Source organism: Francisella sp. XLW-1 (assembly GCF_008711455.1).
In the GTDB taxonomy this organism is placed as follows: Bacteria; Pseudomonadota; Gammaproteobacteria; order Francisellales; family Francisellaceae; genus Francisella; species Francisella salimarina.
Genome location: NZ_VXKP01000002.1, coordinates 370,081 through 393,145, shown reverse-complemented (window position 1 = coordinate 393,145; position 23,065 = coordinate 370,081). Strand labels below are relative to the sequence as shown.

Genomic DNA, 23,065 nt, shown 5'->3' with positions numbered 1-23,065 from the left:
GGTTATCTATTTTTTATCAGATACTCTACTATACTCGGATCTAAAAGTGTAGATGTGTCACCTAAATTATCAAAATCATTTGCTGCTATTTTTCTCAAAATTCTTCTCATAATTTTACCAGAACGAGTTTTTGGTAAATCTGGAGTAAACTGAATCACATCTGGACTTGCTACTGGACCAATCTCTTGTCTAATATAAGATACCAATGTTTTTCTGATGCTATCAAGATATTCATCTCCAGCACCCTTACCATCATGACCATCTTTTAGTATGCAATAGACATAAATTGCTTCACCTTTGATATCATGAGGCATACCAACTACAGCAGATTCTGCAACACTAGAGTGAGTATTCAATACAGCTTCTATTTCAGCAGTTGCCATTCTATGGCCTGATACGTTAATAACATCATCCATACGACCTTCTATCCAGATATAGCCATCTTCATCCCTTCTAGCAGCATCTCCTGAGAAATAAAAACCTTTGAAACTACTAAAGTATGTTTGAATATATCTATCATGATCACCATAAATAGTTCTAGCCATACCAGGAGTCGCAGCTCTAATACACAAAGCTCCTTTGCCAACTCCTTCGATCTCTTTACCATCTGTATCTAATAAAGCCACATCAACACCAAAGAAAGGCTTAGATGCAGACCCTGGCTTCAACTTGTGTGCTCCTGGTAGTGGTAAGATCATGTGTCCACCAGTCTCAGTTTGCCACCAAGTATCTACAAGAGGTGCTTGATTATTAGCACCCTTTTCTACAAACCAGTTCCATGCTTCTGGATTAATAGGCTCTCCTACAGATCCTAATACCCTCAATGAAGTTCTATCTGAATCTCTAAGATATTGATCCCCAGCTTTGATTAATAATCTAATCAAAGTTGGTGCTGTATATAGCGATTTCACATTATGTCTATCAACTTCTTTCCACATTCTAGAAGCATCTGGGTATGTTGGAACACCTTCAAAGATTAAGGAGGTACAACCATTAGCAAGCGGACCATAAACAGCATAACTATGCCCAGTAATCCAACCAATATCAGCTGTACACCAGTAGACATCATCTTCCTTCAAGTCAAAAGCTAACTTATGAGTCATGCTTGCATAGACAAGATACCCTCCTGAAGTATGGACAAGACCTTTCGGAGTACCTGTTGATCCTGAAGTATACAGCATAAACAGAGGCATCTCTGCATCAAAGAATTCTATTTTATGTTCATCAGAAACTTTAGCACACTCTTTATCATAACAAAGATCCATATCGTTCCAGACCATATCCTTTGTCTTAGTCCTACTCACAACTAGGACATTTCTAACAAAGTCTAAACCAGAGATTGCTCTATCTACACTTTTTTTAAGAGGTATTCTCTTACCTGATCTAATACTTTCATCTGCTGTAATTATAAACTTACTATCTGCATTTATGACTCTCTGCTTAAGTGCTTCTGCTGAGAAACCTCCAAATACAACTGAATGCATAGCTCCTATACGTGCACAAGCTAACATCGCATATATTGCCTCTGGTATCATTGGCATATAGATGGTTACAACATCACCTTTTTTGACACCATTAGCTTCAAGTATATTAGCCATTTCACATACTCTATGATACAAGTCTCTATATGTAATATTTTTAGTATGATATGGATCATCAGCTTGCCAAACAAATGCAATCTTATTTGCTTTGTCTACTAAGTGCCTGTCAACACAGTTATAACAAACATTCAGCTCACCACCTTTAAACCACTGAATATCAACTGGATCAAAACTACTTGCATAAGCTTTATCAAATGGTTTATGCCAGCTAATATGATGGGCTTGCTTTGACCAAAATGCTTCTGGATTTTCTATCGATTCTTTATACATAACTTCATATTGCTCAGCATTGACATTAGCCTGGGCTATGAAGTCTTCTGAAACTTGAAAACTTGAGTACGGCATATTATTAACTTTAAAAACACGATTAAAATTTATATTAGCATATTTAGCTGAATTTTTGACTATATTTGCACTATCAATATTTAATAAGAATTATCAATTATTGATAAAGATTTATCTATTTTGAAGATACTCTTTAAATTTATCACCCAATTCTTTATGCTGAAGAGCTATTTCATAATTGGCAATCAAAAAGCCTAATTTACTACCACAATCATAACGAGTGCCTTTAAACTCATAAGATAGAATTTTTTCTTCTTGATCAAGAAGTTTAGCTATTGCATCTGTTAGTTGAATTTCCCCACCTGCACCTTCTGAAGTTGATTCTAGACATCTGAAAATTTTATTTGGTAGCAAATATCTTCCGACTACAGCATTTGTTGATGGTGCTTTTTCTGGAGCTGGTTTTTCAACTATTGCTTTTATAAGGTTTTCACTATCTTTAGCTACAATACCATAAGAGCTAGTTTCATCTCTTTTAACTTGTTGAGTAGCTATACAACCTCTAATATCAGTACCTTCTACAGCTTTGACCATTTGTTTAAGGGTACCAGTGCCACAATCATGATTATATACTAGATCATCAGGCAGTATTACAGCAAAGTCTTCGATACCCACAAGAGGTTTAGCACATAGCACAGCATGACCTAGCCCTAGAGCTTCGGGCTGACGAACGAAGAAAAAGCTCACATCTTTCGGGATTATATTTTTGACTAAATCTAGTAGCTCATATTTTTGTTTTTTCTCTAATGAATATTCTAGCTCAAAATTTCTATCAAAATGATCCTCAAGAGACTTTTTATTTGAGCTTGTAACGAAAATTATCTCCTTACAGCCAGCTTCAATGGCTTCTTCAACTGCGTATTGGATCAATGGTTTATCGACAACAGTTAACATTTCTTTAGGACATGATTTAGTTGCTGGTAAAAATCTAGTTCCCCAACCGGCAACAGGAAAAACCGCTTTTTTGATTTTCATTTAATCTCCTTAGTATTAGCTATCAGCTAAATTACAGTACAAGCTTACATTAATATTATAACCGTTTACAGAGAAGTTGCTCAATACTTTAGATAGTCTTTTTAGATCATTTGATCTTTTGACATATAGATCTACTAAAATTTCATTTTCAAAATAATATATAGACATCTTTTTATCTAAAATATTACTTTCTGGAATATTATTTTCATCAAAAATAGCTTTTATCTCAGATAGTATTTCCAAACGAGAAGGCTCAAAGTTCTCAAGCTTAATTACACCATCTTCATGATTTGTAACATCCACATGCACTGTAATATCCTTGATATTTTCGATATTATGATAAATATTACTCTTAACAATCTCTGCTATATAGTGACCTTCAGAAGCTGTACTAAACTTATCAACTAAAATATGTACATCCAATACAATTTTACCAGCCATTTTTCTAGTTCTTAGGAAATGAAAATCATGCACCCCTTCGGAATTGGTAATTATTTCTTTGATGCTTTTACGTGTCTCAGCATCAACACCTTCATCAATAAGCTCAGCAACAGCAGAGTAACCCCACTTGACACCCATCTTAACGATCATATAGCAGACTACTAGGGCAGCAACTGCATCCATCCATGGGAAACCTAAAAAAGCACCAAACAAGCCAACTAAAACAACTACTGAAGACCACATATCCGAACGGCTATGCCAAGCATTGGCCCTTAACATATCAGAATCAATTTTATTTGCAGCTCGCATAGTATACTGATAGATAAATTCATTGCCAAATATAGAAAAAACTGCTGCATACACAGTAAATCTATCTGGAGTTTCATATTCACCTAGTATCAATGTAGCTAACGAATGATATACAATCAAAAAACCTATAGATATAAGTAAACCAGAAAGCACTAATGTCGCTAGAGTCTCTAATCTTTCATGTCCATAAGGATGGTTGTGATCTTCGCCTTTATTAGCATACTTAGCAGCAAATAAAACCATAGCATCACTCAAGAGATCTGAAAATGAGTGTATGCCATCAGCAAACAATGCTGGTGAGCGTCCTATAATTCCAATAAATGTTTTTGAAATAGCAAGCAATGCATTAACAAACATCCCCACTAGAGTAACTTTTTTGGTGATTTGATATCTAGTATCTGACATTTTTGAGCCTCTTTTATTAGATTTAGCTAAACAAATTTTAAGCAAGATAATAATATGATGTATCAGAAATGTCTATTTATAAATATAGATTTATGACTAATCTTTAGTCATTACAAGTTTAAATAATAAGATATGCGCAAAGATTGAAAAAATTATTGTCCCTATCCACCAAGCTACAGGATTATCCAAACCATGTACTGTTACATAATAAGCTGCAAATATAGATATGATAAACTGTAGGCTAGCCATAACTAATCCAGGATTCCAGCTTTTACGCTTAACTCCTTCTGCAATGTGTGTTAAGCAATTTATAATACTAAAAATTATAATCAACAATCCAAAACCAAGATTGATAAAGCTCAAAGTTCCAAAAACTGCAAATGCTAACCACACCATAAGTATATTTATCCAAAATATCTTAATGTCTGTAAGTTTTTCTTGACCTTGTGGCAATGCCATAACTGTACGATTCATAAAATCTTTAAAGCCACCTGGTACATAGTGCTCCTCTGTCTGATGGAACAAATACATAGGAATATTAATTAATCCCCAAAAATGTGGATCATATACAGAAAAATTAGCAAATAGTAATATTGTAAAGAATATACCAGCCCATGGAGCTATTTTTGCCCAATTTTGATTTTTTGCTAAAAAATTTATCATCACTCAACCTTTAAATATAAGCTATATTATCGATAATATATTATCTTTTATAAAAGTTACTATATAAATCTTCAAATATCTTGGTATTTTTGTCAAAAATCGCCTTGCAATGCAGACAAATAATTGTATAATATACTCCATCAGTTCGGAGAAATGGCTGAGTGGTCGAAAGCGGCGGTCTTGAAAACCGTTGACTGTAACAGGTCCGGGGGTTCGAATCCCTCTTTCTCCGCCATAAACATAGAGCCCGCCTACTTTGTAGCGGGCTTTTTTGTTTCTACCCACCTATAAACCCACCTAAAAGATTTCACTTAAAAAATTATTTATAGCTCACCTTTGAATATACAGTTAAAATATTTATTTAGACGATGTTTAAAAATAAACGCTAATATTATTTCAAAAGCTCTTTTGCCAACTGCTCTGCTTGTTTAAGTACAGTATCGGTAGCTAGTTTTTGCATATCTGGTGGATAACCAAATTGTCTGAGCGTTCTTTTGACTGTAACTCTAAGTTTAGCTCTCACAGACTCCTTTTTTGTCCAATCAATAGATGCTGATGATTTTAAGCGATTAAATAGCTCTATAGCTAGTTCTCGCAACTTGTCAGTCTGCATAATCTCTTTAGCACTCTCATTATTTGCTACTGCTGTATAGAAGGCATACTCATACTCTGTCAAACCTAGCTTTTGATACTCAGTATCCATATTTTTAATTTCTTTAGCTTGGTTTATTAGCTCATCTAAAAACTCAACTGATGAAATAGCTTTGCTATGATAACGGCGAATTGAGTCCTCTAGCATCTCTTTAAGACTCTTTGCTTGGACTAGATTAGTTTTAGAGCGAGCTTTTATCTCTTGGTTTAGAAGTTTCTTGAGTGTTTCTAAAGCAATGTTCTTGTGCTTATAATCTCTAACTTCAGCTAGAAACTCATCTGATAATACTGATATATCTGGTTTTTTGATACCGCTAGCATCAAATATATCTATAACTTGATCTGTTACTAAAGCCTTATCAATAACTTGGCGAATAGCTGTCTCTATCTGCTCATCAGTTTTGCCTATTCCTGTAGAGTCAAATTTTGCTAATCTTGCTTTGATAGCTTGGAAAAATGCTATTTCATCTTTGGCATCTACTGCATCATCATGTGGCATAGCTATAGCGAAAGCTTTTGATAATGCTACAACCTCATTAACAAACCGTTTTTTACCATTTTCTAAACCTAAAATAAAATCCTCTGCTTCTAAGATAATAGCTAATTTCTGCCTTGTATCAGCATCAAAATATTTCTCATAGTCAAAACCATGAAACATTTGTGAGACTACTTCTAATTTCTCAAGCATTAGGCTAACTGCTTTTTCTTGTGTCTGTGCTGGATCACCCTTACCACCACTATCACTATAGAAAGATAATGCTTTTTTGAGATCACTTGCAATACCTAGATAGTCAACTACCAATCCTGCTGGCTTGTCTTTGTAGACTCTATTAACTCTTGCTATAGCCTGCATTAGATTATGACCTTGCATAGGTTTATCAATATATAAAGTATGCATAGATGGTGCATCAAAACCTGTTAGCCACATATCACGGACTATTACTAGTTTTAACTCGTCTTTGGTGTCTTTCATACGATTTGCAAGATTACGGCGTTGTTGCTTGCTTGTGTGGTGTTGCTCCATTTCTGGACCATCACTAGAGCTAGCTGTCATTACAACTTTTATAACGCCTTTATCCAAATCTTTATCATGCCATGCTGGGCGAAGTTTGACTATTTCATCATATAATCTAACAGCTATTCTACGACTCATAGCAACAATCATAGCCTTACCATCACATACCTCTTGGCGAGCTTCAAAGTGAATGACAATATCATTTGCTACTTCTTTGATACGATTCTCTGCTCCAATTAGAGCCTCTAATCTTGTCCACTTTGCTTTTGCTTTTTGTGACTCATCTAACTCACCAATCTCTTCATCTAATTCTTTGACAAGCTCTTTGCCCTCTTCACTGAGATTTATCTTAGCTAAACGAGATTCATAATATATAGGTACAGTCGCACCATCATCTATAGCCTGTGAAATATCATAAATATCGACATAATCACCAAAAACCATAGGGGTATTTTTATCATTAGCCTCAACTGGTGTACCTGTGAAACCTAGATATGTAGCATTAGGTAGAGCATCACGCAAATATTTAGCAAAGCCATAAACTGTCTTTTTACCAACCACATTACCATCGGCATCTTTATCATCTACAGTCTTTCCACTAAAGCCATATTGGGTACGGTGTGCCTCATCTGCTACTACGATAATATTGTCTCTTGCTGATAATGTATCGTAAACATTACCCTCTTCTGGTTGGAATTTTTGGATAGTTGTAAATACAATACCACCACTTTCTACTTTGAGTAGCCTTTTGAGATCTTCTCTATTATTTGCTTGTACTGGAGTTTGTCTTAGTAGGCTTTTTGATGCTGCAAAAGTATCAAATAACTGATCATCAAGATCATTTCTATCTGTGATAACTACAATAGTCGGATTATTTAGAGCTAGTACAGTCTTACCTGTATAGAAAACCATAGATAGTGATTTACCACTACCTTGGGTATGCCATACTACACCACCTTTTTTATCGCCATCTTTATGGCTCGCTTGTAGAGTTCTCTTAAGAGCTTTGTTGACTGCATAATATTGGTGATATGCTGCTAACTTCTTGATTGTGAAAACTTGGGTTTGTCCTTTTTCATCTTGCTTTTTATCTTTCTCAAATACGATAAAGTTTTTGATAAGATCTAATAAGGTTATAGGATTTAGCATCCCTAAAATTAGAGTTTCTAATTGTGGCACTAGTTTTGAGCTCTCGGCTATACCATCACTAGATTTCCAATTCATAAAACGGCTAATATCAGCTGAAATAGTCCCTGCTTTTGCTTCTAGTCCATCACTAATCACACAAATAGCGTTATATCTAAATAAACTTGGAATAGTAGCTTTATAAGTACGGATTTGGTCAAAAGCTGATTTGATAGTTGCATTTTCATCAGTAGCATTTTTTAGCTCTATAACTACCAATGGCAAGCCGTTTACAAAAATAATTAAATCTGGGCGTTTATTATTATCATTCTCGATAATGGTAAACTGATTCATCACTGTGAAATCATTGTTACTAGGGTTATCAAAATCTATAAGTTTGACAATCTCGCCTCTAGTTGCACCATCTTTGGTATATTCAACCTTGACACCTTGAGTAATATATTGATGAATAAGCTCATTATCGGCTAAAAGCTCATCAGAAGAAGTACGCAAAAGTTTTTTGATAGCATCATCTATTAAATCTGACTGAATTTGAGGGTTAATTTCTAGAAGCTTATCACGCAGAAGATTTTCTAATACCACATCTGAAAATGTAGTTCTAATAGGATTATCCGTATCTGGTGCTACATCAGGAGCATATATATAGTTATAGCCTTCTCTTTTTAAAAGCTTTATTGCAAACTCTTCTATTTTAGATTCTGATAAAATCATTTCTCAATTTCTTCCAAATTACTGTCTATGAATAAATTATATTCTTCTTTGTAAACTTCTTTATCTAAATGAAATAATACTTCAGATGAAGAGTAAGAATAGTCTTCACCTACCATTACTTCACCATATTTTTCATCAATAAACTCATTCAAACCTACATTATCATCATATACTTCTATATATTTAGATTGATTTATAATATTAACATTTTTAGTTTCAAAACTTTCTATTAAAAAAGATGAAACTATATCAATAGCTCCTAAAAGGAACTCCTTAGTTAATAAAGATATATTCTTGTTCTTTTCTTGTATCTCTTGTATTTTATCAAGTGACTTACCATGAGATGTAATATCTATATTATTTCTTATACTACCAATTTCCTGAGCAATAGTAGATAAAGCTGAACCTATTTGTTTACAAGACTTAAAATCTCCATCCAATGCATCAAATGCTTGTTTTATTAGACCATTCATAGATATATTTTCTTTTACAGTAATATCTTTTTTATCACATATGTGCTTTGAAACCGTTTCTAAAATTGCCTTAGCATTTCCTATTGCAACTCCAAAATCAGTATCAATTTCTGCTTCAACCCTATCAATGTATGTATTTATATCCTGCCAATGATTATATTTGGATATAATTTTTTTCAATTTATCCATTCAATCTATCCCCATGGCATGCACAAACCTTTTTTATAATCTCATAAATCCAATTTGTAGCAGTTTTGGTATCTTTTAAAATCTTGTCACACATAGATTTATCTATAGTATTTTGTAGTTTAGATATAATCTCATCATCTATATGCTCTTTACCTAGTGATTTTAAAGCTTGTACTAACAAAACGCTTTTCCTGTGTTTGAAACCAATATTTTTTAAGGCTGATTTTTTAAACTCAATTGTTATATTACCCAGTATTTTATAACTACGATTAGCTCCGTTAGTCAGATAAATATATTTACCAACAACTTGTGTAGATAGTCCAAGCAAATTTAGTGCAGTGTCACCACTAACTTCGATATCCCAATTAAACTTACGAGCTATTGCATGAGCAACTTTTTCAATATCGGGGCTTAGATTTTGTTTAAGTAATTCACTATATCTAGGATAGTCATACAACCCTCTAGCTATACGGCGAACTACTCCTCTTTTCTCTAAACTAGCAAGAGATCTATCTACACTTCCTTTTGTAAAATCTTTTATAAAATCATTTGAAGAGAAGCTATACCCCCTACCATGACCGTATATCTTTGAAAGTATTTTATTTTCTATAGATTGCATAACTTTATGATCTTATTTTTTGAAGAAAAAAGTATATATTTTTCTTCATATTTTAGTTTAATTATACAAGTTTGAATATTTAAGTGAAATAGTTTTTTAGATGGGGATTCTTACACTTCTTCTCTACCAAGAATTTAATCCTCTACTTTCAAGACTACTTCTCACATACTCTTTCAAAGAAATTGTACCATCATATTCATTAAGAAAAACTACGCCATATCCTTCATCATACGCATAATTCAAAGGACCCTTTTTAGCTCCTTTAGAACCTTTCCTATCATTAGTTAATACAATATTATGAACACTTCTAACAGCTAAGGCTATATCACCCTCATTTTTATATAGATTATGCTTTGGGTGTTTTTTATCAGTATTGCTTAAAAAATTATTATTTAACTCTAGTTTAAAGTCTCTTTCAACTTTTGAGATATATACTCCTTCATCATACCCACCAACTCTTTGAAAGTTATTAACATGTCTATCATCATAGAAACCAAAATAGGAGTGAGTTATAACAATATTGTTTTCAAATAATGATTTAACAAAAATAAGCTTGTCACTCGGCATACAATCACTCTCAAACTTAACTTCTTTAGGAACACATATAATAAACTGCTCTTTAGGAAACTCATGTAATAGATCTATTTTTTTATCATACAAAAAATCAAAGATATTATTGTCTAAAAAGATTTTAGTCACATAACCTCCATAATTTTTTAGCATACCTGTCAATATTTTTTATTAAACTACCCTCACCTGCCCGCTCATCAATTTAGGTAATAAAGTATCTCTAGTTTGCTCTAGTGTTTTTATTTGGTTTTGGTTTATTTGTATTTTTTCAAATAATTCATATACTTTACTATGATAATTTTTAATCAGATTAATATTCTTACTTATCATCAATTGCTTTATCAAAGCTTGGCTTATATTTTGCTGTGCAGATCCTATAGCCATATTTAATATCTCTTCCCTTAAATTTTTTATCCACATAAAAAGGAATGTATAAGGATAATCCTTATTGGGCTTAACAGCACATATTGCTTGGTTGCATGTCATTTCTTTTGTGGTTATAGCATATTCCCCAACTGTTGCACCATACATAGCTATAAGTATTGAATTTTTAGGAAGTAATTTTGCAGAAGATTTTTTTAAGGCTTCTTCTGTAATTTTCTCTTCCGTGCCATCAATAAAACTTCTATTTAATTCTTTAGACTTTATCCAGTTATATTTACCATTAATATAGTAGTCCATATTTTTTCTTGATGGCGTTCCTCCTGATGTTGTTTCTACAACCTCACTCAAAGGCACCTCTTCCCACCCCTCATCAGCTTTTTCGATAAACCACTCTCTAAAAAGAGTCTGTGCCATATCTTCTAGGGTTTGGTTTTGCTTGTGGAGTAGGTCAATTTTATCATCAAGGCTAGATAGCACTTCGGCTATGGCTTTTTGTTCGGCGAGTGGTGGGAGGTTGATAGGTATTTTCTTTAAATCTCGTATTGGTAGTTGAGGTTGTGCACTTCCTGAAATGTATTCATAAAAGACACTCTTGCTCAAGTATTTAAATTGATAATAAGTGAATGTTGGATACATATTTGTTGAGCGAATAATAACCATCCCAGAGTTAATCCTTACATTAGCAACATCTATATTATCATTATAAAAAGCAATATTTCCAACAGTACCTCTAGTGGTTAAAATAACATCATATTTACTCAATTTACCTTTTCTTAGCTGTTCATCTTTTTCTTTTGTAATATAAAATGTTTCAGTAAAATCAAAGCCATTAATAGTCACATTCTTTGTACTTAAAAAAACACAATAACCTTTGGAATACATTTCTGATTTTTTTGGATAATTAACTCCCCTATCACCATCTATTACATTTAGAGGAGCATCACCCAACTTACACTCTCTCCAGCCCTTCGGCAAGCTCAGGGTATCACCCTTTGGTAATTCTGAATTACTCATATTTTCTATTCCGTTTTATTGTAGGGGCTAATCTATGTCTTAGCCCATTATATATTTTGGTTTATATTTCATATTGGGTTTGACACACAGATCAACCACTACATTTATTATCAATTTTATTATTTTTATTGTAGGGGCTAACCTATGTGTTAGCCCTTTATACATTTTGGTTTATATTTCATATCGGGTTGACACACAGGTCAACCCCTACATTTATTTAGATTTTTATAATTTACATTGTAGGGGCAATCCCCTGTGGCTGCCCTTATATCCATTTTTACATTTTTTTATAAACAGGTCGGCACAAGGCACGACCCCTACATTTCATTTTGGTCATTCTATGGCTTGACCATAGAATCCATCTTTATATTTAGAAACTACCACGTCTTGCTTCGCAACCTGTTCCAAAATGGAACAAGTTGAATTTTTATCTAATTCATCACTTTTATAAATATTGCCTATATGCTTAACTATTGCTGGACGATTTACACCAAATATAGATGCTATATCATCAGTATTTAGCCAAATTGTTTTATCTTCTATAGATAACTCTAGTTTGACATTACCATCTTCATAAATAACTATATCACTCATATATAACCTTTATTTGGTCATTCTATGGCTCGATCATAGAATCCATTTTTATATTTTAAAACTACCCCGTCAGTCTAGCGACTGCCACCCCTTCACAGAAGGGGAATTTTGCCATCTGCATCAGTTGTCCGTAAATTCCAGATAACTGAATATATTTAGCCTAATCTATAGTTATAGATTAGGCTTGTTTTCTACCATATTTTAACACTGTCTATGGATACTACGGTCGGAGCCGTAGTATGACATTTTTTAATTCGTCATTCCCACGCAGGTGGGAATCTTTTTTAATCTCATCCATGCTTTAGAGATACCTGTCTTTGCGAGTATAACTTATTTTCAAGAACTACCTCGTCTTGCTTTGCAACCTATACAAAACCACCTCCCCTTACAAGCAAGGTACTCCTCCAAAGGAGGAGAATATCCTAAACTTTAGCTAGTTCCAAATTCCCCTCCGTTGGAGGGGTGCCGACTTGTCGGTGGGGTGGTCTTATTCATCTACTATTTTTATCTTTGCTAGATTATCCATAATCCTTTGGTTTAGAGCTTCTTCTTGTTGCATTTGCTCTGCTAATTGAGTTTTTAAACTGGTAAATCTCTCTGCAAAGTTAAAATCATCTTCAACCTCTTCTAAACCAACATATCTACCTGGTGTGAGTACATAGTTTAGCTCTGCTACTTCTTCATAACTCGCTGACTTACAAAAGCCTTTGATGTCTTCGTATTTAGGAGATTCTGAATCACACTTCGACAAGCTCAGTGCACTTAATACGGTGGTTGAGCCTGTCGAAACCTTCCAGTTATGATATGTTTGCGCTATTGCTGTAATATCATCATCACTAAACTCTTTAGTTCTACGATTGATTAGATGTCCCTTATTCCTTGCATCTATAAAGAGTATATCTTTTGTCTTACGACCTCTTTTAATAAACCATAACGAAGCTGGGATTTGAGTATTTAAAAATAGTTTAGCAGGTAGGTTAACTATACAATCAACCAAATTTGCTTCTACTAAAGCTTTACGGATATCACCCTCACCAGAAGTGTTTGATGTAAGAGCCCCTTTTGCTAATACAAAACCAGCTACTCCAGTAGGTGCTAGATGATATAAGAAATGCTGTATCCAAGCATAGTTGGCATTACCAGCTGGAGGCGTACCATATTGCCACCTTGCATCATTTCGCAGTAGCTCACCACTCCAGTCTGAGATATTAAATGGTGGATTAGCAATGATATAGTCAGCTTTTAAGTCTTTATGTGCATCATTCAAAAATGAGCCTTCAGAATTCCATTTAACTTGCGAGCTATCTATACCTCGTATTGCTAGGTTCATCTTGCATAGTCGCCAAGTAGTTTGGTTTGACTCTTGTCCATAGATAGAAATATCATTGATTTGCCCCTGATGCGACTCAACGAATTTCTCAGATTGAACAAACATACCACCACTACCACAACATGGGTCAAATACTCTACCCTTGTATGGCTCAAGCATTTTCACAAGTAGCTCAACTACAGATTTTGGCGTATAGAACTGTCCGCCCTGCTTACCCTCTGCTAATGCAAACTCTCCCAAGAAATACTCAAAAACATGACCGAGCACATCTGCACTGCGGCTTTGAGTATCACCAATTGAGATATTGCCAATTATATCGATTAGCTCACCTAGCGTTGTCGAGTTAAGATTATCGCGCGCATAAACTTTTGGTAATACACCTTTTAAAGAGTTATTTTCTCTTTCGATCTCATCCATTGCCTCATCGACTAGCTTACCAATCTCTGGTAGTTTTGCATTTGCCAAGAGATACGACCATCTTGCTTTAGTAGGCACAAAGAAAATATTTGATTCTAAATACTCATCTTTATCCTCTGGATCTGCCCACTCTTCGCTTTGTAGCTCTGCGTATCGTTCCTCAAAGCTATCTGAAATATATTTCAAGAATACCAAACCTAGTACAACATGCTTATATTCTGCTGCATCAATATTTTTTCTAAGTTTGTCTGCTGCTTTCCATAAAGTGACTTCGATAGACTCTGAAACTGTCTTTTTTGCTTTTGCCATTTGCTTGAATTTTAAATAGAAAATAAGTGTATGAATTTATTATATTTAATTGGTTTGGCTATTGCTAGAAGTATCAAGATTTATGTAAGTTCTGGAATTGTAAATTGAACTAATAAGAGAATTAATAAGAATAAGACCTTCTTGCTTCTTTTTTAGCTCTACTTATAGCTGCTTTTTTAGCCATTTTTCTCTTCTGGGTTGGTTTTACGTAATGCTGTCTTTCTCTAAGCTCTTGTTTAATACCTGCTTTTTCACAAGCTCTTTTGAAGTTTCTTAGACTAATATCAAAAGGTTTTCTGGGATCGACTATTATTCTTGGCATATTATCCTCTCTTAATTTTAGAATATTAAGAACTATTAAAGTTCTTTTAGGGTTAAAAATTATTATTAGCAAAATAGCAATGAAGTATCTAAAGAAGATTTAGAGGCTTTATTTTATTTATACACTATCAATGTTAATACAAAGTATCCACTAAAGATACATATTATGAAGACATATACAAATATAACCAAGGTTATGCTCTCATTTAAGAGTATAATAAGCATCTATTTAACAATATATATTTAGAATGATTGATCCCAAAAACACATTCATTAATTTTGAAAATAATAAAATGGTAGAAGTTATTTTTAGTGATATAACTGCTTTAGTCCAGAAAATATCAGAATCAAAAAAAGTAAGTATAGCTCAAGCAGCAGATCTTAGTATATTCAATACTGAGATTATGGAACAGTTTATTAATTTAATAAACCATATGACGGATAGAGACTTTAGTGATAACAAAGAATCCTCGATGGTAGAAAGTTGTTTAGATTTTCAAGATTTATGCTTATATCTAAAAGACTTGGACAAATACGAAGAAGATTTTGATTTAACTAAAATACCTAGTTTTCATTAAAAAGCTTTCAATTAATACTTTTATACTATATGATTTGTGTCAGTTATTTATATTGTAACTTTAATTTGACTACTACGAAACTAATATAATCAGAAGTTTATTTCCAATAATCTATTCTTTATAAGTAAATCGTTAAAGTTTAAAACTAAGCCTAATGTGATTTAACTTATATAAAACAACAAAACAAAAGGAAATAAAACAATGAGACAAGGTACTATTAAATTTTTTAATACGACTAAAGGATTCGGATTCATAGAGCCTCAAGATGGTGGTAAAGATGTGTTCGTTCATATCAGTGCAGTAGAAAATGCTGGTTTAAGCACTCTACGTGAAGGCGAAAAAATTAGCTTTGAAGTTGAAGAAAACAGAGGCAAAATGGCTGCTGTTAATATCAAATCTATCTAATCTAAACCATCCTTATAACTATAAGGATAATCTTTCTTGAGAAAATCAATTCATATTTTATTCTTTAATTAGCTATGAAAAGATAACCATTTTTTAGATGGATAGCCTGGGATCTCTTTGGTTAATACAGGCACCATAAATCCTGATGAAATTTCAGACAGTTTTTTCATAATATCTTTAGCATTATCAACATTATAGTGTTTAGTTCCTGAGACAGTATCTAGTGAATGTATATAGTACGGAATCGCTTTAGCATTTATAAGTTTTGTACTCAAAGCATATAATACATTAGCATCATCATTTATGTCTTTAAGTAATGTACTTTGATTTAGGATAATTATGCCATGATTGTGTATTTCTTTTAAAACCTCTCTAATACTATCATCTAACTCATTTGGATGATTAACGTGTATCACTAATACAGTATCAAGCCTATGCTCTGAAAGAATTTTCAAAAGTTTAGCAGTCATTCGCTCTGGTAATACTACAGGTATTCTTGAATGAATCCTAAGCCTTTTGATATGAGATATCTGCTGGATATTTTCTACAAAAAATTCTAATATCTCATCATTATTCAAAAGAGGATCACCTCCACTTAATATGACCTCCTCGATACTACTATCATTTGCTATATATTCAAATGCTTTTAACCAATCTTTTCTACCAGGGATATTTTCTTTATAATCAAACTCTTTACGAAAACAATAGCGACAATGCACAGCGCAGCTTGTTTGTGATATCAGCAGAACTCTACCATGGTATTTATGTAATAGTCCTGGCACTTTATTATAATTTTTTTCATCAAGTGGATCGCTACTATAGGATTGATCTATCACTTCTTCATCGATAGTTGGTAAAACCTGTTTGAGCAATGGATCATTGATATTACCTTTTTGCATTCTATTAGCGAATGATCTAGGCACTATCATTTTAAATTTCCTGGTTATATTTAATGAAACTTTGGCCTCTTCGCTATCTATTTCCAAAAACTTTAACAATTCTAATGGTGAATAGAAAGATTCTTTAAGGGCTTTTTTCCAGTCATTAGTAGACATCTATTTATATTTTAAAATAAGATTTTTTTGATCTTCGAATTCTCTCATATAACCATAGATTGTCAATTTGTTTATACTAGAAGATCTAATTGATCAATCTATTCAGAATATTTCACACCTATATCTGCTAAAATTTTAGATTTAACTTTTAAAAGCTCTTTGATATAAAAATCTTTATTTTCCGCATAACGATATTGAGGTACAAGAATAGAAACACCAAGACTACCTAAAAATGTATTTACAGCTACTGCCGTACTGACTATGCCCTCTATTGTTTTACCATAATCATATTCAACACCATCTTCTCTAATCTTAGCAAGCCTTTCAAACAATTCTTTATTATCTTCAATACCTTCATCCAGGATATCGATAATTTCCTCATCTGAGTACAGTGCTAACAAAGCCCTACCAGAAGCTGTATAGTAAATTGGCTTCTCAAGTACACCTATTCTTGGAATTACCTGCAGTTCCCTATTCGCTATGAACCTATGCATTATTATAAGATCGGTATTGTTTGATTGTGTCAGAACAACTGTTTCACGTATTTTTTCACTAAGCTTCCTTAATGTGTTCTGTGTCAAAGAGACTATATCTGCATAAGATGAAGATGCTAACTTAAAAACACCTGATCCAAGCAAAATCTTACCTGCCCCTTCGCTTCGTGTGAATCCTTCAGCCTCAAGAGCAGCAACTATTCTCTGGACTGTAGATCGAGGTAAGTTGACCTTCTTTGCTATATCTCCCAAGCTCATGCCTCCAGGCTCATTACTAATACTTTGTAGCACATTCACAGCTCTGCTGATTACTTGGATTTTTTTTTCATTACTCATAAAAAGTTAATAATTTCTGAGGTTTAAAAGTCTTTTGACTAATAATAGCTTTTTTCATATAAAATTGCCAAAACATTCTTGTACCATTTTGCGATACGGTGTATCATATAAATATCTCTAGGAAAATTAGACTTAATTTACCTCCAGAAATAAAATTAAAAAAAATCTCGCACAAAATAAGGAGTCTGATATGCCTGTAATTACTTTTGATGGACTACTAATTTCTCCAATAATATTATTTTTAGCTATTGCAGCAATATTGACTATAACTACAAACCTAGCAATACCCAAAATCATACATGACTATGTAGATCTTAAATTATCTTGGTTTAATCTTGCATTATTTATCTGTTATCTAGGATTAAGCATGCTACTAATAGGAAACTAAAATGCCAAACAAAAGAACCAAAACTACTATTAGTATTGTTATAATTTGCGTGGCATTGTTTTCTCTATATTCGATCTGGAGATACTATCTATACTCACCATGGACTAGAGATGGTCGAATTAGAGCTAATATCATCACTATTGCGCCAGATGTTTCTGGTTTTGTAACCAGAATATATGTATCTGATAATCAAAGAGTAAAAAAAGGTCAATTAATCTTTACAATAGACAAAGATAGATATGCAGCAACTCTAGATGAAAAAGAAGCAGAGCTAAAACATGCAATAATGCAATGGGAGCTAGCTGATCGTCAATATCAACGTAGAGAACAACTTGGAAAAGATGGCTCAATAAGCTTAGATACTCTCGATGAATATCACATGCAAGTAAAGCTAAAAAAGGCAAATCTTGAAAAAGCAAAAGCAGAGGCTAGACTCGCAAAGATCAATCTAGATAGAACAAGTGTTTACGCCCCAGCAGATGGTACTATAAATAATATTGAACTACGACAAGGAAACTATGTTGTAGCAGCAAAACCAGTGATGTCTTTAGTTGAAGCTAATTCTTTCTATGTAACTGGATATTTTGAAGAAACCAAACTACCCAATATAAAAATCAATGATAAGGCTACTATCGAGTTAATGAGTGGTGGAGAACTACTACATGGACATGTAATAAGTATTGGCAAAGCTGTAGCAGACAATAATACAGATGTGAATAGTCAACTACTGCCAAAAGTACAGCAGACCTACGATTGGGTAAGACTATCTAAGCGAATACCTGTTGATATAGCTCTAGATGTGATACCTAAAAGTATCAACTTAATATCAGGTATAAATGCAACGGTAACAATACAATGATACAAAGACTATCAGATGAGCTAGAAATAATTATAAATAAAGAAAATATTATTTATACAATCAAAGGGTGTATATCTTTGACTATGGCTCTATGGATATCAATGAGTTTAAATTTAGATAAACCAATGTGGGCTATGATTTCTGCACTATTTTTACAAACTCGACCAGAAACAGGTTTTATCATTGAAAAAGCTCTTTTATTAATAGCTGTATCTTTTATTGGAGTGTTTGTTGGCTTTTTGATAGTCACATTTTTTTTGCCTTTTCCTGTATTAGCACTAATGGCTCTATGTAGCTTTATATCTATATCTATATTCTTCTCTGCCAACATGTCTCACCCTAACTTTATCTATGCCTTAGCATTGGCAAATGTTACCTGCATAATAATTGTTTTTTACTCTATAGCTAATCCTATGCTCACTACTGAAGAGACAATTTTTCATACCGGATTTTCTCGTGTAACTGAAATATCTATTGGCTGTATCTGCTCATGCCTTGTGAATTACTACATATTGCCAGTCAAAGTTCAGAAAACATTAAAGAATCACTCTAATAAAGTACTAGAACTTACTATATATTATGTTCAAGAAATGTTTCTAACACAAGACTTCACTAATAACATAAAATATAATTCAAAAGTTGAAGCAATTCTTAATAATCTTATAACTCTTGATAATGATTTGAGTGCAGCAAAATATGAGAGCTTGGACAAAGGTAATTATCTTATATTTTCAAATACTGTAGTTGAACTAATAGAAGCAGTACACTCATTAAGAAAATATTTGGCTAAAACAGAAAATAATTCTACCCTACAAAATCACTTAAAAACAATCGCAAACAATCTAAATAATATTGACAATAGCACAAGTAATAATCAAAACATCATATCTGACGATCATAAACTGAATAAGGTAATCTCAAAAATAGCTAACCTACTAGCTAGTTACAAAAGTTTAGAAGCCAAAAGTGATCAAAACAAGATAGTTTATAGTTTTATAACATATACCAACCCTATAGTTACACTAATTGCTATTGCTAGAACCGTAAGCTTACTGCTTATCATGTACTTCGTATGGGTAAGTACAAACGGCAACTCTAGTCTTCTTATGATGATTATTCTACCTTGTGTCTTGTCTCAACTTTTTATATCCGTACCTAATCCCACAGAAACAGTTAAAAAAAATATCATAGGCATAATTATATCAATACCAATAAGTATTCTTATAACACTAAATTTACTATCTCAAGCAGTGGGCTATTTTGAACTATTAATATTAATATTATTAACTGCATTACTCATTCCCATAGCAGCTCTTAACGTTCCTAAACTGCAGATGTATAGTCTTGGGTTCTATTTAGGTTTTGTATTTATGGTCCAACCAAGTAATCATATGAGTTTTGAAATCACTTCATCATTTACCATAGCTATGAGCTCAATTGTTGGATGCTTAGGTCTCTGGTTAGCATTTAAGCTATTTCCACTTACTCCTCACACTCTAAGTAGAAAGGTTGCTATCAGATCTATAATCAATGATGTTCACAAATTTCAAAGAAAACAAATATCTAAGGAGTGCTATCAAGCTACTTTAATCAAAAAGATTCTCAGTGTTTATAGAAATAGAAAAGAAGACTCATCATCCGAAAAAGATATTGAATTTGCTTTGCAGAGCCTAGCTAAAGCCAACTAATTTATTTGCTTGTTATAGTGACCTTTTTCAAAATCAACATTATAAACGATATCTCTATAGCCATGAGGATTTTCTATCTTTAATTTATGTACATCATTATATACTTGCTCTATAAGCCTTATTCTTTCTTCTCTGTTATGAGTTTTTTCACCGACAACATCAAGAGTACTTAAATTATATTCCCATTGTTCATCTCCAAGCATATGATAATTTTTCAATAAGCGACTATCAAACTTAAAGCTATGCTTGTGAGTATTTATCATTTTTTCAACAATACTAGATAAGATATCTTGATTAGACTGCCACAACTTTGCCAAAAATATAGCTTGGCATTCTGATAAAACAAATGGTACCGTTTTCCATGGTATGCCAACAAAAGCAAGATTAAGATAATCTTTATGTAGTATCTGATTACATAATGGACTCACAACATTATCTTTTGTTGAAATAATATCTTGAGATAGAAAAGGAAAACTATATTTATAACCAGTACAAAAAATAATTTCATCTATCTCAATAGTATTACCATTAATAGTTGTAGCTATACACTTATCATTGCATTTATAATATTTGTAAATAGAAGATATAAACTTAATATTTAGATTATTTTGTAGATTATATAGCTCTTGGTTCTTTTCTAATTCTCTAACAGAAACATAAACATCTCTACCACTATTATATAACTCATGAGATATATCCACACCAGATGAAGAATATCCTACACATAGGACTTTCTTAGCGTAGTTATCTACACTCCTATAGTATTTGCTGTGTGAAGCACTACCTACAATATAATCAAAACCATTAGTATTATTTGGAATTTTAGGCTCATCATAGTGCCCATTAGCAATTATTACAAAGTCAAACTCTTCATTAAATACCGCGCTATTACTTATATAAGATAATTTCCATAATGGCCTTTTCGATAACTTCTGGATAGGTTTCAAATTTATAACTTCAGCATTTAGGCAAAGACTATCATCTATTTGCCAAGCTTTGGCATTTGCTTCTAAGTAATATAAAACTTCTTTATGCTCTATAAACGATTTATTAGAGTTATAAGGAATTTTTTCATTTTCAAAAACCATTATTTCTTTGGGGAGATTAGTTTTTAGTGTTTCATATAATGCACCTTCTGACTCATCATAATTCCATACACCACAAATATTGTTCGTTTTTTCAAAGACTTTAACCTGAAAACCACCATCCTTGAGAACTTTTGCATTGATAAGTCCACTAGCACCGGCACCAATAATTGCGACTCTATTCATAATTTACACTGAAATAGTACATTTATACCCACTATATTTACGGATATTTATTACACCTGTATCAAATATTAGATACTGACCTTTTATACCCATGAGCTTAGCTTCTATAATAGGATCCTTATCTAAGTTAAATGATTTAATTTTTGTAGGATACTCAAACACAGGATAATTTATGGTTTGAATATTACCCTCTACAACTTCAACACTATTATCACCATATCTGGCTGTAATTTGAGCTATTTTATCACTAGACTTTTCGATCAGCTCATCTCTTAAATCCTCAAATTCAACTTCAGAACTTGGCTCTCCTTGAAGCATTTTTCGCCAATTGGTTTTATCTGAAATATGCTCTTTGATTGCGACCTCAACTAATCCTGAAATTAGTCTAGTCTCTACAGCAAAGATTGGAATAGCTTGACTAGCACCTTGATCTATCCAACGTGAAGGAATATTTTTAAGCTTAGTAATACCTACCTTAATATCTCCTGTATTTGATAGGTATACAATATGAGTTTTCATGCAGTTTTCTTCACCCCAATTAGAATCTCTACATGTCCCTGCCGCGAAATGGCACAGTTCAGGCTTAACTATACAGATATCACACTCAGGTAACTTCCTCATACACATAAAGCAATGACCTTGAGAATAGCTCTTTTTGGTTTTGATGCCACATGATACACAATTAATTTCATCTAAAAATTCTATTCTCATATTTTTGCCAATGAAATCATTCATACAGATATCTTCTAACTCATATAGAGCATTATTATCACTATCTAATGTTGTTATCATTTTGTGTAAATTTACTGCTTTATTCATTAATACTTTTTTTAATAACTAAACTGCCTTTTAGGATAACAGACTTTAAAAGCAGTTAAAATCCTTGTTATTATTAGCTATAATCAATTTAATCAAACTAATTGGTTCTGATATGAGTGTAAGACTAGATAAATGGCTATGTGCAGCTAGATTCTACAAAACTAGAGCTATCGCAAAAAAAGCTATCGAAGGTGGTAAAGTACACTTTCAGGGACAAAAAACAAAAGTCAGTAAAGCTGTAAATATTGGCGATGAATACCAAATCCAACAATCACATATTAAAAAAACAATAATTGTCGAAGCTCTCGATGAAGTTAGAAAATCAGCTACTGAAGCTCAAAAACTTTACACAGAAACACAACAAAGTATCGAAAAGAGAGAAAAAGAAGCAACCATCAGAAAGACTGCTAACTTATTAAGCCCAGAAAAACCTACAAAAAAACAACGTAGACAGATAATTGATTTTAAAAGGAATGATTGATCCACTATTAAACAATATAGATTATTAACGATTAATTACTAAACTTTTCTATCATCTTAAGCACAACATAAATTATTGCACTGATTACTGCCGATATAAAACATACTTTAATAGCAATTGGAAATAGATTAATAAATATAGTAATAATAGTTACTATTATTAAAACACCTACAAATATTGATAAAAACTTATCCATTTTAAATAACCCC

At 32.7% G+C, this 23,065-nt stretch carries 23 protein-coding genes and 1 tRNA gene; 7 read left to right on the top strand and 17 right to left on the bottom strand.

Features of this window, described 5'->3' with window-relative positions; genetic code table 11:
- Positions 1-2: 2 nt before the first annotated feature.
- The 4 genes from acs to F3D59_RS04390 form a co-directional block, all read right to left on the bottom strand.
- Complete coding sequence (acs, locus tag F3D59_RS04405) at positions 3-1,946, bottom strand: acetate--CoA ligase (protein ID WP_150463939.1); 1,944 nt, start codon at positions 1,944-1,946, stop codon at positions 3-5.
- A 111-nt stretch (positions 1,947-2,057) separates the two neighbouring features.
- Positions 2,058-2,921: a UTP--glucose-1-phosphate uridylyltransferase GalU gene (gene galU / locus F3D59_RS04400; protein WP_146421255.1), complete on the bottom strand. Its 864-nt coding sequence runs from the start codon at positions 2,919-2,921 to the stop codon at positions 2,058-2,060.
- 15 nt (positions 2,922-2,936) lie between these two features.
- A complete protein-coding gene (locus F3D59_RS04395; protein ID WP_013923271.1) occupies positions 2,937-4,076 on the bottom strand; it encodes a cation diffusion facilitator family transporter in 1,140 nt (379 codons plus the stop codon).
- Positions 4,077-4,172: 96 nt separating this feature from the next.
- Complete coding sequence (locus F3D59_RS04390; protein ID WP_150463938.1) at positions 4,173-4,742, bottom strand: HXXEE domain-containing protein; 570 nt, start codon at positions 4,740-4,742, stop codon at positions 4,173-4,175.
- A gap of 144 nt (positions 4,743-4,886) precedes the next feature.
- On the opposite strand from F3D59_RS04390, the gene F3D59_RS04385 reads away from it, so the two are divergent.
- Positions 4,887-4,974 (top strand) — tRNA-Ser (locus F3D59_RS04385).
- 156 nt (positions 4,975-5,130) lie between these two features.
- Here the strand turns inward: F3D59_RS04385 and F3D59_RS04380 are convergent.
- From F3D59_RS04380 to rpsU, 8 genes are all read right to left on the bottom strand, one after another.
- Positions 5,131-8,262, bottom strand: a complete 3,132-nt coding sequence (locus F3D59_RS04380; protein ID WP_150463937.1) for a type I restriction endonuclease subunit R — start codon at positions 8,260-8,262, stop codon at positions 5,131-5,133.
- Complete coding sequence (locus F3D59_RS04375) at positions 8,259-8,924, bottom strand: abortive infection family protein (RefSeq protein WP_150463936.1); 666 nt, start codon at positions 8,922-8,924, stop codon at positions 8,259-8,261. Before F3D59_RS04375 ends, F3D59_RS04380 begins: the two co-directional genes overlap by 4 nt.
- A complete protein-coding gene (locus F3D59_RS04370; protein ID WP_150463935.1) occupies positions 8,917-9,543 on the bottom strand; it encodes a DUF6088 family protein in 627 nt (208 codons plus the stop codon). Before F3D59_RS04370 ends, F3D59_RS04375 begins: the two co-directional genes overlap by 8 nt.
- Before the next feature lie 123 nt (positions 9,544-9,666).
- Positions 9,667-10,242, bottom strand: coding sequence for a hypothetical protein (locus F3D59_RS04365; RefSeq protein ID WP_150463934.1), 576 nt, complete (start codon positions 10,240-10,242; stop codon positions 9,667-9,669).
- 42 nt (positions 10,243-10,284) lie between these two features.
- Complete coding sequence (locus tag F3D59_RS04360; protein ID WP_150463933.1) at positions 10,285-11,511, bottom strand: restriction endonuclease subunit S; 1,227 nt, start codon at positions 11,509-11,511, stop codon at positions 10,285-10,287.
- Positions 11,512-11,844: 333 nt separating this feature from the next.
- Positions 11,845-12,105: a hypothetical protein gene (locus tag F3D59_RS04355; protein ID WP_191092432.1), complete on the bottom strand. Its 261-nt coding sequence runs from the start codon at positions 12,103-12,105 to the stop codon at positions 11,845-11,847.
- Positions 12,106-12,592: 487 nt separating this feature from the next.
- Complete coding sequence (locus F3D59_RS04350; RefSeq protein ID WP_150463932.1) at positions 12,593-14,161, bottom strand: type I restriction-modification system subunit M; 1,569 nt, start codon at positions 14,159-14,161, stop codon at positions 12,593-12,595.
- A gap of 121 nt (positions 14,162-14,282) precedes the next feature.
- A complete protein-coding gene (gene rpsU, locus F3D59_RS04345) occupies positions 14,283-14,483 on the bottom strand; it encodes a 30S ribosomal protein S21 (protein WP_146421252.1) in 201 nt (66 codons plus the stop codon).
- A gap of 247 nt (positions 14,484-14,730) precedes the next feature.
- On the opposite strand from rpsU, the gene F3D59_RS04340 reads away from it, so the two are divergent.
- Positions 14,731-15,060: a hypothetical protein gene (locus F3D59_RS04340; RefSeq protein WP_150463931.1), complete on the top strand. Its 330-nt coding sequence runs from the start codon at positions 14,731-14,733 to the stop codon at positions 15,058-15,060.
- A 201-nt stretch (positions 15,061-15,261) separates the two neighbouring features.
- Positions 15,262-15,465, top strand: coding sequence for a cold-shock protein (locus tag F3D59_RS04335; RefSeq protein ID WP_013923275.1), 204 nt, complete (start codon positions 15,262-15,264; stop codon positions 15,463-15,465).
- A 68-nt stretch (positions 15,466-15,533) separates the two neighbouring features.
- Here the strand turns inward: F3D59_RS04335 and epmB are convergent, their stop codons facing one another.
- Both epmB and F3D59_RS04325 read right to left on the bottom strand, forming a co-directional pair.
- A complete protein-coding gene (gene epmB / locus F3D59_RS04330; RefSeq protein ID WP_150463930.1) occupies positions 15,534-16,520 on the bottom strand; it encodes an EF-P beta-lysylation protein EpmB in 987 nt (328 codons plus the stop codon).
- 98 nt (positions 16,521-16,618) lie between these two features.
- Complete coding sequence (locus tag F3D59_RS04325) at positions 16,619-17,350, bottom strand: IclR family transcriptional regulator (RefSeq protein WP_041263776.1); 732 nt, start codon at positions 17,348-17,350, stop codon at positions 16,619-16,621.
- Between the two features lie 190 nt (positions 17,351-17,540).
- On the opposite strand from F3D59_RS04325, the gene F3D59_RS04320 reads away from it, so the two are divergent.
- From F3D59_RS04320 to F3D59_RS04310, 3 genes are read left to right on the top strand one after another with little or no spacing between them, the layout of a single operon-like run.
- Complete coding sequence (locus tag F3D59_RS04320) at positions 17,541-17,738, top strand: hypothetical protein (RefSeq protein ID WP_013923278.1); 198 nt, start codon at positions 17,541-17,543, stop codon at positions 17,736-17,738.
- Between the two features lies 1 nt (position 17,739).
- Entirely contained in the window at positions 17,740-18,597 is an 858-nt protein-coding gene (locus tag F3D59_RS04315; protein WP_150463929.1) for an HlyD family secretion protein, read from the top strand.
- On the top strand, positions 18,594-20,285 hold the full coding sequence (locus F3D59_RS04310) for an FUSC family protein (RefSeq protein ID WP_150463928.1): 1,692 nt from the start codon (positions 18,594-18,596) through the stop codon (positions 20,283-20,285). Before F3D59_RS04315 ends, F3D59_RS04310 begins: the two co-directional genes overlap by 4 nt.
- On the opposite strand, the gene F3D59_RS04305 is transcribed toward F3D59_RS04310, so the two are convergent.
- The gene (locus F3D59_RS04305; RefSeq protein ID WP_150463927.1) at positions 20,282-21,556 is read right to left on the bottom strand and encodes an NAD(P)-binding domain-containing protein; all 1,275 of its coding nucleotides are present in this window, start codon (positions 21,554-21,556) and stop codon (positions 20,282-20,284) included. The two genes, F3D59_RS04310 and F3D59_RS04305, sit on opposite strands and share 4 nt — an antisense overlap.
- A gap of 3 nt (positions 21,557-21,559) precedes the next feature.
- Positions 21,560-22,375 (bottom strand): DUF2797 domain-containing protein, encoded by an 816-nt coding sequence (locus F3D59_RS04300; protein ID WP_150463926.1) that lies wholly within the window; start codon positions 22,373-22,375, stop codon positions 21,560-21,562.
- Positions 22,376-22,487: 112 nt separating this feature from the next.
- On the opposite strand from F3D59_RS04300, the gene F3D59_RS04295 reads away from it, so the two are divergent.
- The gene (locus F3D59_RS04295; protein WP_150463925.1) at positions 22,488-22,856 is read left to right on the top strand and encodes an RNA-binding S4 domain-containing protein; all 369 of its coding nucleotides are present in this window, start codon (positions 22,488-22,490) and stop codon (positions 22,854-22,856) included.
- A 31-nt stretch (positions 22,857-22,887) separates the two neighbouring features.
- Here F3D59_RS04295 and F3D59_RS09960 read toward each other — a convergent pair whose 3' ends face one another.
- The gene (locus F3D59_RS09960; protein ID WP_013923284.1) at positions 22,888-23,052 is read right to left on the bottom strand and encodes a hypothetical protein; all 165 of its coding nucleotides are present in this window, start codon (positions 23,050-23,052) and stop codon (positions 22,888-22,890) included.
- Positions 23,053-23,065: the final 13 nt, after the last annotated feature.